The 13,291-nt window shown below is 49.9% G+C and carries 13 protein-coding genes; 4 read left to right on the top strand and 9 right to left on the bottom strand.

The genetic code is table 11. The features are described 5' to 3' along the window. Positions 1-505 precede the first annotated feature (505 nt). From FC99_RS10300 to alsS, 4 genes are all read right to left on the bottom strand, one after another. On the bottom strand, positions 506-691 hold the full coding sequence (locus FC99_RS10300) for a hypothetical protein (RefSeq protein WP_048732607.1): 186 nt from the start codon (positions 689-691) through the stop codon (positions 506-508). Next, positions 675-1,256 carry a hypothetical protein gene (locus tag FC99_RS10295; RefSeq protein WP_048732609.1) on the bottom strand — a complete coding sequence of 194 codons (582 nt, stop codon included), beginning with the start codon at positions 1,254-1,256 and terminating at the stop codon, positions 675-677. The genes FC99_RS10300 and FC99_RS10295 overlap by 17 nt, the downstream gene beginning before the upstream one ends. Before the next feature lie 201 nt (positions 1,257-1,457). Continuing rightward, positions 1,458-2,168, bottom strand: coding sequence for an acetolactate decarboxylase (gene budA / locus FC99_RS10290; protein ID WP_048732611.1), 711 nt, complete (start codon positions 2,166-2,168; stop codon positions 1,458-1,460). Between the two features lie 13 nt (positions 2,169-2,181). Beyond that, positions 2,182-3,858 carry an acetolactate synthase AlsS gene (gene alsS / locus FC99_RS10285; RefSeq protein WP_048732612.1) on the bottom strand — a complete coding sequence of 559 codons (1,677 nt, stop codon included), beginning with the start codon at positions 3,856-3,858 and terminating at the stop codon, positions 2,182-2,184. Between the two features lie 138 nt (positions 3,859-3,996). Here alsS and FC99_RS10280 point away from each other — a divergent pair, with 138 nt between their 5' ends. Then, positions 3,997-4,416 (top strand): MarR family winged helix-turn-helix transcriptional regulator, encoded by a 420-nt coding sequence (locus FC99_RS10280; RefSeq protein ID WP_048732614.1) that lies wholly within the window; start codon positions 3,997-3,999, stop codon positions 4,414-4,416. 759 nt (positions 4,417-5,175) lie between these two features. Here the strand turns inward: FC99_RS10280 and FC99_RS10270 are convergent. From FC99_RS10270 to FC99_RS10260, 3 genes are all read right to left on the bottom strand, one after another. Continuing rightward, positions 5,176-6,783 carry a CTP synthase gene (locus FC99_RS10270; RefSeq protein WP_048732618.1) on the bottom strand — a complete coding sequence of 536 codons (1,608 nt, stop codon included), beginning with the start codon at positions 6,781-6,783 and terminating at the stop codon, positions 5,176-5,178. 168 nt (positions 6,784-6,951) lie between these two features. After that, complete coding sequence (gene rpoE / locus FC99_RS10265) at positions 6,952-7,611, bottom strand: DNA-directed RNA polymerase subunit delta (protein WP_048732620.1); 660 nt, start codon at positions 7,609-7,611, stop codon at positions 6,952-6,954. Between the two features lie 44 nt (positions 7,612-7,655). Further along, on the bottom strand, positions 7,656-8,096 hold the full coding sequence (locus tag FC99_RS10260; RefSeq protein ID WP_048732622.1) for a YwiB family protein: 441 nt from the start codon (positions 8,094-8,096) through the stop codon (positions 7,656-7,658). Between the two features lie 1,154 nt (positions 8,097-9,250). Here FC99_RS10260 and FC99_RS10255 point away from each other — a divergent pair. From FC99_RS10255 to yidA, 3 genes are read left to right on the top strand one after another with little or no spacing between them, the layout of a single operon-like run. Continuing rightward, positions 9,251-10,078, top strand: a complete 828-nt coding sequence (locus FC99_RS10255; protein WP_048732624.1) for a lipoate--protein ligase family protein — start codon at positions 9,251-9,253, stop codon at positions 10,076-10,078. 19 nt (positions 10,079-10,097) lie between these two features. Continuing rightward, positions 10,098-11,462 carry an HD domain-containing protein gene (locus tag FC99_RS10250; RefSeq protein ID WP_048732626.1) on the top strand — a complete coding sequence of 455 codons (1,365 nt, stop codon included), beginning with the start codon at positions 10,098-10,100 and terminating at the stop codon, positions 11,460-11,462. Between the two features lie 4 nt (positions 11,463-11,466). Further along, on the top strand, positions 11,467-12,276 hold the full coding sequence (yidA, locus tag FC99_RS10245) for a sugar-phosphatase (RefSeq protein WP_048732628.1): 810 nt from the start codon (positions 11,467-11,469) through the stop codon (positions 12,274-12,276). A 128-nt stretch (positions 12,277-12,404) separates the two neighbouring features. On the opposite strand, the gene FC99_RS10240 is transcribed toward yidA, so the two are convergent. Together FC99_RS10240 and FC99_RS10235 are read right to left on the bottom strand one after the other, a co-directional pair. After that, complete coding sequence (locus FC99_RS10240; protein WP_048732630.1) at positions 12,405-12,779, bottom strand: type II toxin-antitoxin system PemK/MazF family toxin; 375 nt, start codon at positions 12,777-12,779, stop codon at positions 12,405-12,407. Continuing rightward, a complete protein-coding gene (locus FC99_RS10235) occupies positions 12,776-13,027 on the bottom strand; it encodes a hypothetical protein (RefSeq protein ID WP_048732631.1) in 252 nt (83 codons plus the stop codon). The genes FC99_RS10240 and FC99_RS10235 overlap by 4 nt, the downstream gene beginning before the upstream one ends. Positions 13,028-13,291: the final 264 nt, after the last annotated feature.

Raw genomic sequence — 13,291 nt, 5'->3', positions numbered from 1 at the left:
AAAACCGAGTCTACAAGGTTGGTTTTCTGCTAAGCCGGCAAGAAACGCCGACCAAGCAGAACGACGCGCCTGAGCCCATATCTGCCGACCTCTCGGCTTACACAGTGTGCGTAGACGATGGAGATAATGACTGTAACAGTCGTTATCGAGTGAACTGAAAGTACTAAGTTTTCACTTTTTCCGACTGTTGTCGTGGTAAAGCACAGTCAGAGCCGGAGGAGGACAGGGGTGCAGCCAGCCGTAGAGGTGGTGTTAGCTGGCGCTTCATCATCAGCCAGCTTACAGCACGGGCGACTTTGGAGACACGTGGTCTTCGTGGCTTCAAAGCGAGCGAAAAGACTGGTGATTTTCCAGTCTGAAGCGTCCCCACAGCAGGCGGAATCCCTGGCAGCCGGAGTACGGCAATTTTATACTATCTTACTGGTGTGAATCCTTGCCGAAGCTGGGGCGAGACAGGTACTTCATCTTTCAACCTTTAGTTAGTAAATTAACTCTCCCTAAAACCCTATTGAGATTTTCTTCTCTGCTTGTTGCGGTCGCTAAAAAGCGGTGGAACTATAAATTCATCTTCCATCGGAAAAGATTTCTTCGGCTTATTTTTATCATATTTTTTTCGTAAATACAAAATTTCACTTTCTGTCAACTGACGCTGCGGATTATTTAAATCGTCTAAATTAAATTGAAAGCCCATGATAACTTCCTCCTTTTTTAAATTGGTACGCTTTTCTATCAATCATCTCAGTTTTTCTAACTGCGTAAATAACACGACTGCTTGCGGTTGCCTGGGGATATTGACTACGTCTAAAATTACTTGCAATCAACCCTTTTCGGTACTTTGGATAGTATCCAATCATCTTGACAACCGAAAATACATCTCTGCCTATAAGCTGCAGAGTATCATGAACAAAATTAATAACAGCTCCATTGTCATCAAAGTCCAGTTCAGCTTGAGAAGTCTGTGCATAGTGTTGTGCGAACAAGTACAAACTCTCGCTAACATCTCCGTCAGTCATATCAAGTAAATCTTGATTCTGACATGACAACGCTACGAGAACAATCGTAAACTTCTCCGCATGTCGGCGTTGCTTTTGCCGCAACCAGTATTCTGCATTCGCAAGGTTATCCCAAAAGTACATCCCCCGGCCACACCACTTACCATCTTCTTTTGACGGCCAAAATGCGCCAGCTATAAATTTCTCATTTTGACTAATTGTATCAACATGGTACAGCGGTATAATCACCTCTGGCAGTGCCATCGAACTTCTCCCCCGTTCTTTCGCTAGGCAGTCCCCCGACCTCACCTAGTTGTCCGAGTATATCAGATTTCCCCTGAAATAACGTCAATTCTCGTCCGGAGATGGCAATCACCAATATTAGTTTAATGTCTGTACAAAAAATAGCGTTACCCGTTCACCGACCATCATCGGTATACAGATAACGCTATCTTAAATTATAAATTAACCTTCCGCTTGGTGGACATCTTCCTTGATGTTATCCTTCGCGAAATCGTGTTGCCGGTAGTCATCGTTGTCAACTGGCAGGTGCTGTTCCAGCGTCGAGAAGAGCTGGATGCTGACATCACCCGTAACGGCCGTGAAGTCCAGCAGGTGGCCGCCAAAGGTGTGGTCGTCCGCCAAGAAATGGTGGTGGAACCCACCCACGGCAATGCCATCAAACAGTTGCGGTGAGTAGTAGCCAATCAAGGTGCCGGCTACTTCATCACGGGTGAAGACACTCTGCTGCTTGGCTGTTTCTGCCAATGACTTATATGGTTGGCTTGACTTGGCCACCGCTCGGGTCTTCACGCCACTAAACGTCCCGGTAATCTTAACCGAGAAGAATGCGTTCTGTAGCCCACTCAACTCCAAGATCTGTTGGTTCAACTCCGTCTTGCTGGCGGATTCGACCGACATCAGGGGTTGGTAGTCTGCAAAGTGACTGTTAGCAAATGGTAACGTGAAGTCGTCGCCGACCACGTGGACCTCGCCGCGACTGTTGACCTGATAGGGTTTGCCATCCAAGATGATCAGCTCACCATCCAGACCTTCACCGGTCCCAATTCCAGTATCGCCGTGCTGCAGCAATTCCTTCATGGTCAGCGTCCCGGTCAAGAGACCAGGAACCAGTAACGCTAACGTACCGTGTTGATAAAGTGTGTCTGTTTTCATTCGATTACTCCCTTTAGCTGAGGACGTCCTCTAATAATTGTGACTTCAACTTAAGGTTATCACGGTAGTCAACCGGGATCTGAACCACAACGGGACCGTCTGACTTGAAGGCCTCGTCTAAGGTCTTGCTCAAGTCGGCAGCGTGGTCGACCCGTAAGCCCTTAGCACCAAAGCTTTCAGCGTACTTCACGTAGTCCACTGGGCCGAATTTGACACCGGCATCTTGCCCGTACTTCGCCAATTCCTGGAACTTGACCATGTCGTAGTAACCATCATCCCAAATCAGTTGAACGATTGGCAAATGCAAGCGGACAGCCGTTTCCAGATCTTGTCCGGAGAACAGGAAGCCCCCATCCCCAGCTACGGAAACTACTGGTTGGCCTGGCCGTTCGAGAGCAGCGGCAATCGCCCAAGGTAAGGCGACCCCTAACGTCTGCATCCCGTTACTGAATAGCAAGTGCCGTGGTTGGTAGCTCCGGAAGTACCGCGCCATCCAAATGTAGAAACTACCCACATCAACGGCCACGGTCGTGTCATCGTTGACTTTTGCCTGTAGCGCTTGAATGATAGCCAGTGGGTGAATCCCGTTAGCATCATCGGCGGCAGGCACTTGAGCCTGGTCGTCAAAGGCTTGGCGGTGTTCGCTCAATTCCTTTTGTACGTCATCGGCTAATGCCCAGCCGGCTGGCAACTTGTCAGCGATGGCGGTCACCGTCTTGGCGATGTCGGCCTTGACCACCATTTCTGGTTGGTAATCGGTCGAAATTTCGGGAACGATGCTGTCGATGTTGATGACTTCACCGTTACGGTCGGTGTTCCAGATCCGTGCTTCGTATTCCACGGGATCGTAACCGACGGCGATGACGAGGTCACTACGCTTCAGTAAGCTGTCCCCGATTTGGTTACGGAACAAGCCAACCCGGCCAAAGTAGTCACGCACTAGGTCGTGGGCAACCACCCCGGCACCTTGGAACGTTTCGACAACGGGTAAATCAGCCTGCTTGAGTAAGGCCCGAATCGCAGCCGTTTCGGCTGGTGCGGAGGCCCGCATACCGGCTAAGATGACGGGTAATTTAGCAGCCTTGATCTTATCAACGATGCTGGTGATCGTTGCGTCGTCAGCGACACCTTGATTGATCGTCGGGACCGCACCAATTTCTGGACGGTCAACGTCACCGTTCAACACGTTCTGTGGTAAGGAGATAAAGGTGGCACCGGCCTTAGCGGATTGCGCCGTCTGATAAGCGTTGGCAAAGGCTTCGGATAAGTTGTTGGCGTTTTGAACTTCAACGCTGGACTTAGTAGCGGAATCCATCAGTTCCTTACTAGGAATACTCTGATGGGTCAACCGGCCGAGGTCGTCTTGAGGCACTTGGCCACCCAAGGCAATAACGGGGTCCCCTTCAGCGGTGGCCGTAATCAAGCTGGTCGTCATGTTGGAAACACCAGGGCCAGAAGTCGTCGCAACGACCCCAGGCTTACCGGTAACCCGGCCGATTCCGGAAGCCATCAAGGCCGCGTTTTGTTCGTGGCGAGTCACAATTAGTTTTGGTGCGCGTGGATCTTTGCTATACTGTAAGCCTTCAAACAATTGGTCAACCTTAGCACCAGGAATCCCAAAAACGTACTTGATTCCCTGATTGATCATGCTTTGGATCAATGCTTGTGCACCTGTTTTTGAAGTTGTCATTAGCAATACCCCATTCTTAGATTTGATTTTGAAATTAGATTTAGTTGTGTTGACAAATCAACATGAGTTCATCATAATAGCTGTAAGTTGTTTTGTCAACATGAAAATCCATGAAAGTTTGTGAAAGGAGTTTTCCCAATGAAAGATCTCGGTTACTTAGCGCAAGATATCTCGATTCTTCACCGAAAATACTACAAGGACACCCGTGAATCCTTCAAAGAATTGGGGCTTAACCCTACGGCGGCCTGTGTTTTACTGACCGTCCATGAGTACCCCCAGGTCAACCAAAATCAGGTGGCCAAGTCACTCGTCATCGACAAGGGACTGACTACCCGCGAGGTCAACAAGCTCCAAAGCCTCGACTACTTAGTGAAAGTCGCCGGCAGTGGTAAGGCCCAACTCCTGACGCTCACGAAAACTGGTGAGGCCGTCGTCGACCAAGTCCAGACCATCCGCCGCAGTTGGTGGCAGGCGCGCTTCGACGAGACTGGTATCAACGCCCAGAGCCCGCTGATTCCCGCCATTGAAGCCGCTGTGGCTAGTATTATTGATGACTAGGTTGGTTAATTTCCAATGAGACAACGTCAAATAAATACTGTTTAAGCCTGGTATAACAGCAACACTACTGTGAAAATTAGGCAACCTAGTCCATCCTTCGCCTTACCGGCCGCCAGATATGGGCTGGAACGGTGCGGACACAACTTGAAGCCTCGAAGACCGCGAGTCTACAAGGTTGGTCTTCTGCTAAGCTGACGGAAACTCACCGCCAACTAAGTAGAACGACGCGCCTGAGCCCATATCTGGCGACCTCTCGGCTTACACGGTGTGCATAGACGACGGAGATAATGACTGGAATAGTCGTTATCGATTGGACTAACGCACTAGGTCTCCACATCTTCCAATCGTTGTCATGATAAAACACAATCAGAGCCGGAGGAAGACAGGGATGCAGCCAGCCGTGGATGTGGTGTTGGCTGGCGGTTCATCAGCCAGCCTACAGCACGGACGACTTTTAAGGCACGCGGTCTTCGTGGCTTCAAAGCGAGCGAGAAGATTGGTGGCTTTCCAGTCTGAAACGTCCCCACAGCAGGCGGAATCCCTGTCAACCGTAGTGCAACAAATTTACACTAATTTAACGGCGCGAATCCTTGCCAATACTGGTACGAGACAGGTATTTCATCTTTCAATCTTTAGATATAACTATTCAAAAACGTTGTCACTCCTACTAAGGGGATGGCAACGTTTTTAAGTAATCCTGACTTTAACTCGTTGACTAAAAAAGGACCACCCCAATCGAGTAGTCCTTTCAACACAAATTTAGTCCTTAACTTCCTTGCTAGCCGCAGCCACAAAGTCGCGGAACAAGCCCTCTGGCCGGTTTGGCCGGGAGAGGAATTCTGGATGATATTGAGCAGCCACGAAAAACTTCTTCTTTGGTAGCTCGATCACTTCTACCAAGTGGTCGTCAGGTGACGTCCCGGAGAAGACCAGCCCCTTAGCAGCCATTTCGGCACGGTACTGGTTATTGAATTCGTAGCGGTGACGGTGCCGTTCTTCAACCATGGCTTGGTTGTCGTAAGCGGCGGCGGCCTTGCTACCCGGCTTCAACTTGCAAGGGTACAAGCCCAACCGTTGGGTCCCACCCATTTCGTGGACGTCGGTTTGGTCAGCCATCAGGTCAATGATCTTGTGCGTGGTCCCCGAATTCATTTCCGTCGAGTTGGCGTCCTGGTAACCCAAGACGTCGCGGGCAAATTCAATGCTGGCCACCTGCATCCCCAAGCAGATTCCCAAGAATGGCACGTCTTCTTCCCGCGCATACTTGATAGCGGTGATCATGCCTTCGATCCCCCGGTCACCGAACCCACCAGGAACGATGATCCCATCGGCGTCGCCCAGGATATCCTTGACGTTGTCGCTGGTGATCTTTTCGGCATCGATCATATTCAGATCAATGTTGGCGTCAACCGGGTAACCGGCGTGTTGTAAGGCTTCGGCCACGGAAATGTAAGCATCGTGTAACGCCACGTATTTCCCGACCAAGGCAATCTTGATGGTCCGCGTTAAGTTCTGCATGTGATCGACCATGGCTGCCCACTGCTTCATGTCCGACTTCGGTGCGTCGACCTTGAAGTGGTCCAAGACGATTTGGTCTAAACCTTGATCTTGTAAGCGTAGCGGAATCGAGTAAATCGTGGAAACGTCCATCGACTCAATTACGGCTTCCGGCTTCACGTCACAGAACAACGCAATCTTTTGGCGCATCTCATCGGTGATTGGATTTTCCGTCCGCACAACCAAAATGTTTGGTTGAATCCCAATACTCCGGAGCTCACGCACAGAGTGTTGTGTGGGCTTCGTCTTCATTTCGTGAGCCGCGTGCAGCGTTGGCACCAACGTCGTGTGAATGTAGACCACGTTTTCGTCGCCAACTTCCGACTTCATTTGCCGAATAGCTTCCAGGAAAGGTTGAGATTCGATGTCCCCAACGGTCCCCCCAATTTCGGTAATCACAAAGTCGGCGCCGAGCGTCTTGCCGGCCCGCATAATCTTTTCCTTGATCATTCCGGTGATGTGCGGAATAACCTGAACCGTGGCACCCAAGTAGTCCCCACGGCGTTCCTTTTCCAAAACTTCAGAGTAAATCTTACCAGTCGTGACGTTCGAATATTTATTCAAATTGTTGTCAATAAACCGTTCATAGTGACCCAAGTCCAGGTCCGTTTCGGTACCATCGTCGGTGACGAAGACTTCCCCATGTTGATAAGGATTCATCGTGCCGGGATCCACGTTGATGTACGGATCAAATTTTTGAATGGTTACGTTTAGACCACGGTTCTTCAATAGTCGTCCTAAAGAAGCGGCCACAATCCCCTTACCTAGTGATGAAACCACGCCGCCAGTAACAAAAATATATTTGGTCATGTGCAAACTCCTCGTAAGATTATTTAGGGTCGGAAAAAATTATAAAAAAAGCTCCCTATCCATTGCGAATAGGGAGCTTTACCGTCCAGTTGTCCTTGCTACAAGTAGCAGGGAGCCCAAAAAACATAATACCTGCTTTTTAGGAGGAGGTCAAGCGAACGACGCCATTTATTTTTGTTGCTCGTCGTCCTCTTCATCATCATCGTCAGATTCGTCATCGTCGGCTGAGAAGTCAAGATTGTCATCTGCATCGTCGTCCGGCGTTTCCATTTGAGAAAGCTGGTCTTCGATACCGTCCGGAATATCTTCCGAATCGTCTTCTTCATCATCGTCGTCGATGCCTAAACCGGTCTGCAACTTGCCCAAATCAGGGGTCGTTGAACCAGTACCATCGTCGTCATCGTCGTCATCAGTTGCATAACTGGTGTCGTCGTCTTCTGGATCGTCATCGTCGTAATCGATCACGTCATCGTCGTCGGTCGTGTCGGCCAAGAAGGCGTTAACCTTCTTACGCTTCTTACGCTTAGGTTGATCTTCATCTTCCTCAGCGTGAACCGTCGCTTCATCGATGGATTCAAACGGATACCAAGTTCGCAGTCCCCAAAGGTTATCACCCAGAGAAATGAAACTACCATCGACATTTAAATCCGTATAGAATTGGGACAGCCGGTCACGAATCTCTTCGTCGCTGTCGCCCAAATACGATTGGACGGCGTTGGCTAAGTCGGCAAACCCCATCACGTCGCCGTGTTGAGACAAAATGGCGTGAGCAACTTCGATCATTGATAATTCCTTTTTATTCTGGCCCTCAAAGACTTTTAATTCCAAACTGGTGCACGTCCTTTCCACAGTCTACGAAATATGATACTCGTTTATGCCGTAAATTGCAATCTAATCTTATAGTTCCCGACTAAATCGTCATTAGCATAAAGGAGGTAGTCAATTTTAACGTTGCCACTAAACGGCTTTTCCTTAAAGCTGGTCTCCAAGTACGGTGTGACCGTTTCAATTGGCATGATGCCATAAGGCGTGTTATACCGGGCCGTGACCCGTTTGCCACTGACAAAATGGAGCCGCAATTCGGCCTCGGCATTTCGAGTCAGGTGGACTTCACCATCCGGCGTAAATTTCATAGTCACCGGTGTCTGTTCACCCGTCTCCTTATTCGGTTCCAAGTACCGCAGATAGAGGTTGCTGCCCATCTGGACCAGCTGACCATCCACATCCAAGCGGTAATCGGAAACGTCTTCGTCTTGCTTGATGTGCGTTTCCAGGTGAATCATCACGGGCACCCCCGTAGATAATTGATCCATTTACACCCTTCCTTTCCGCGAATTGTCTGGGTTAATTATAGTTCATTTCCCACGGAAAACCTACCATATTGTGTAATTGGATTTCCACTTACCGTCTTCGACCAGCGGGTACGCCTCCGGCTGCCAGAGATTCCGCCTGCTATGGGGAACGCCTCCAGCCAAAGCACGGGCTGGGGGCTCGCCTTGAAGCCCCGCAAAAACCACGGGTCTCCAAGACGTCCCATGGCGTAAGTCGGGTAAGAACCCCGACAAACGCCATCGTCACAGCTGGCTCCATCTCTGGCCTCCTACGGCCACGATTGATCTACGACGAAGTGTGTTTATCCCCACAAATCGTTAGTTTCGGCATAAATACTATTAAGATAATTCAAATTAACTCGCGATCACTCATTCTCAATATCCACCATAACTAGAACGGCAAGACTATCCGACCTAAGAGGACCGACACGGAGTTCTGTACCCGCTGGCCTTCGACTGACATAGTGACTCTCCAATTACAAAAAGGACGGTCTCCTTCAAACGTGTACTATGGTCTGCTAGATGTTATTCCAACTCTGTGCTTAAAAAGAATATAATCCGTCGGCTATAGTCGATGACAACGCCCTTTAACTAAAAAGTTTAATATAGAGGCGTACAGGGACCACACATTGTCCAAACAATGACGTGGCAAGCGTTTTCTAGTATAATGAAACGTTGAAGAATATCTACGGAATGCGGCTTAAACGTCGGCTTAATCTTATAGCCAACTTGTTTATTTTAAACTTTCCATGATATTGACGTGACATCGGTGACATCAGTGTTCTACCCGATGACCACGTAATTGTAGTCACAGGCTGACAGGGACGTAACCCCGTGTCGGTTCTCTTAGGTTGAGCGACCTTCTCAGCCTTAGAGGAGTGGCCGACCTTTGAGACTTGCTCTTTAGGCTCAAAGGCGCCCTGGAGACCGCTCTTCGGCTCCAGGTCTGCCTCACCGGGTGGAGTCTCTGTCAGCCTGTGACGACCACCACACACCATATCCAACGTCACTTTACGCACACAGCGAACGGACCTATCCCACTGCCAATAAGATTGTCAGTGACCACCATGTCAGCCGTAAGGCGCTGGATATGACCATTTCACGACTCAAACCTACATAAAAAGGAAGGTGGGACTATGGGCCCCTTTGCTTTACCGACGAAAACTATTCAAACCGTAACCACGCCCATTCCGGCCGCACAAAAAAATCAGGCGTTTGGGTATACCAATGCCCTGCTCGACCTCGTGGTGACCCTTCAGCAGCCCATTCTGCACTTCTGGACCATGCAACCGACCGTTATCATGGGACTGAAGGATAAACGGCTACCAGACCTTAAAGCGGCAATTAGGGCCGTTCAGGGTCACGGCTACGATACCGTGCTGCGTAATTCCGGCGGTTTGGCCGTTGTCAGCGATGGTGGCGTGCTTAACGTCTCCCTATTTACACCGCTGACCACGCCACCCATCAGTGTTGACGCGGCCTACGAGCAGATGATGCAGCTGGTGGCCACCGCTTGGCCGGAACTGACACTGGAACACTACGAAATCACGCGTTCTTACTGTCCTGGCGACTACGACCTCAGCGTAAACGGCCTAAAGATCGCTGGCATCGCCCAACGACGGAGTCCCCACGCGCTGGTGACCATGCTCTACCTGGGCGTGACCGGGAACCAAACTGCGCGTGGCGAAATCGTACGTGATTTCTACCAGGCGGGCTTAGGCGACCACACCAACGACTGGGACTTTCCGGACGTTGACCCCGCCGTCATGACCACGACGGCCAATCTGCTCCAGCAAGACGTGACCGTTACCGATGCACAGAACCGTTTCATCACGGCCTGTCAAACGGCCGGGCTCAACATCGAACGTGAAAAATTGGCGACTTTAATGGCCGCCCCCACATTTACCACGGCGCTCGACCATGCCACCGCTCAGATGGCCCGTCGACAACCGCGACTAGACTAACCTACAAGGAGGAATCACTGTGAACTACGCCCAAGCACGTTTGCCCCGGGAGAAAGTCTTTCGGGATCCCGTGCACAACTATATTTACGTGCAACACCAGATTATTTTAGACCTGATCAACACCCGGGAATTCCAACGGCTCCGGCGCATCAAACAGCTGGGAACCGCCTCTTTGATCTTCCACGGTGCCGAACATTCGCGGTTCACCCACTCACTGGGTGTTTACGAAATCACGCGGCAGATCTGCGACAACTTTCAGCGCAACTACCCGACGAAGGTCCCTGGTGATGGCGGCTGGGACGACCACGAACGTTTAACGGCGCTGTGTGCGGCCCTGCTTCACGACATCGGCCATGGCCCCTACTCGCATACGTTTGAACACATCTTCCACACCGACCACGAAGCCATCACGGCCGAGATCCTGACGTCACCGGAAACCGAAGTCAATCAGGTCCTGCGGCGGGTCAGCGCGACCTTCCCTGCCGAGGTGGCCAGTGTCATTCAAAAGACCTACCCGAATCCGCAAGTCGTTCAGATGATCTCCAGTCAAATCGACGCCGACCGGATGGACTACCTGTTACGCGACGCCTACTACACCGGTACGCAGTACGGGACGTTTGACCTGACCCGAATTCTGCGGGTGATGCGGCCCTACAAGGACGGCATCGCTTTTGCCATGAACGGGATGCACGCGGTCGAAGACTACATCGTCAGCCGGTTTCAAATGTACCAGCAGGTTTATTTTCACCCGGTATCCCGCTCGATGGAAGTCATTTTGGACCACCTGCTCGGCCGGGCCAATGAGCTCTACCAAACGGGACAAAGCGATGAAAGTTTCATCCCTCATCTGTTGCTCCCATTCTTCAACCACGAGTTCAATCTGCAAGACTACCTGAATTTAGACGATGGTGTCTTGACCACCTACTTCATCCACTGGCGCCAGTCACCGGACGATATTTTAGCCGACATGGCCCACCGTTTCTTGGACCGCAAGCCGCTAAAGAGCGCCGTGGTCACCGAAGATACCGCCGCGTTGTTGCCCCGGTTACAGGACATGATCCGTTCTGTGGGTTTCAACACCGACTACTACACGGCGACCGACAACAGCTACGACTTGCCATACGACGATGCTTACGACCCCAAGGTGACCCACCCGTTGACGCAGATCGAACTGCAAGAACCGGATGGCACCCTACAGGAACTTTCGACGGTCTCCGATTTGGTCAATGCCATTCGCGGAAAATTCACCGGCGACCAACGCTTCTTCTTCCCGAAGGAAATGTTGAATCCAGGCGATGATGCCCCCGAAATCTTCCAACCCATTTACGACGACTTCGGCCGTTACATTCAAAACAACCAACTCATTCACCCAAAGGAGAACTAATTTCATGACGATCAAACTGATTGCAATCGACATCGACGGCACGCTACTCAATGAAAAGAACGAACTCGCTCCGGCCACGATTGCCGCCGCAAAAGCGGCCAGCGCTCAGGGCATCAAGGTCGTGCTATGTACCGGTCGGCCCTTGACTGGCGTGCAACCTTACCTGGATGCCATGGACATTGCCGGTGACGACCAGTACGCCATTACGTTCAACGGCTCGGTCGCCCAGACGGTGGCCGGCAAGGTGCTGACCAACCACTCGTTGACCTACGACGACTTCATCGACCTCGAAGCCCTGTCCCGGAAACTGCAATCCCACTTTCAAATCGAAACGCCGGACTACATCTACACGGCCAACAAGAACATCAGTGCCTACACGATTGCCGAAAGCTACCTGGTCCGGATGTTGATTCGGTACCGCGAAGTTGGCGAGACTTCCCGCGACCTGACCATCTCCAAGGCCATGTTTGTCGACGACCCGGCAGTCATTACTCGCGTCAAAGACAACATGCCCGAAAGTTTCAAGCAACGGTTCAGCGTCGTTCAGAGTGCGCCGTACTTCATCGAGGTCATGAACAGTCATGCCAGCAAGGGTGGCACCCTCGGCGAACTCGCGGCTCAACTCGGCATTACAGCCGACGAGGTCATGACGCTGGGCGACCAAGGAAACGACCTGACCATGATCAAATACGCCGGCCTCGGGGTTGCCATGGGCAATGCCATCGACGAGGTCAAGGAAGCGGCTCAAGCCGTGACGTTGACTAACGCCGAAGACGGTGTGGCCGCGGCCATTCGGAAGTATGCACTGAAATAACTGGTTATGAATGATGAGTGCGCTACGAAATTTCAGTTGAAAAACCATTTTAAATAGTAAAAAAAATCAGGAAATTTTCTCTTAATTACTTCGTAAGGGAAAATTTTCTGATTTTATTTTGGCGAATTTCAAATACCCAACATGTCTTTTACATATGGCAGCAATTCGTTATAAGTCCGACTAGAAACCTGGTTAACGATGACTCCATGCCGAGAATTAAAATCAAAATTCTGTAATTGCCATAAAGCAATATATCCTTTTACGCCATCACGCTGGCCACCAGTAATTAAAACTGGAAGGTACCGTGGATTACCTGCACCTATATCACTCGTTGTTATGGGCATAACTAATACTAATCCAGTGGCTCGTGAATATTCAGAGCTACTCATAACGACCATATGACGTCGAATATTTCCTTCTTGGGAACCGTGACCTCCATATTCTTTGCCTGAATGTGGCTCCGCATCTAACACGATGACATCTCTTTGCTTAGGAAATCTCATTCTAAGTGCTCCTTACCAACTAGGTCTTCCGGTCCCAACTCGGCATCATTCCAAAAATCCTTCTGGTAATCATAATCTTGCCAATCTTTCGTAGAAAAAATATTCTGACGTTCAATGGGCCGATATACTATTACACCATCCGGCAACTCCTCAACTTCATACTTCGTACCCAGACTTGCATCAAGATTTGTAGGTGCTGTTAAAACTTTACTATTTCCAGATTTTCTTAAAGTTACTGTTTTTCCCATAAGAAATTCCTCCATTCAATTTAGCCAAAGTATATACTACGGGCATACGTAAGTAAATACATTTGTATTACATGGAAGAAGGTCTAGACTTCCCTTCCTTTTTACGCTCAAATCAACTAAAATTTACTACTATTATCGTTTTACAGTATCTTTCAGTTAAGTTAGTCAATCAAATAAAAAAAGATGCTCTCACTTCAACAAAGTATTTTCGCAAATTGCAAGAACAAGTTAGTCACTAGAGCCAAATACTAATACCAAAGGATT

Source organism: Levilactobacillus koreensis JCM 16448, from assembly GCF_001435525.1.
Lineage (GTDB): Bacteria > Bacillota > Bacilli > Lactobacillales > Lactobacillaceae > Levilactobacillus > Levilactobacillus koreensis.
The sequence above is the reverse complement of the archived record's forward strand: the minus strand, read 5'-3'. Positions and strand labels throughout refer to the sequence as shown.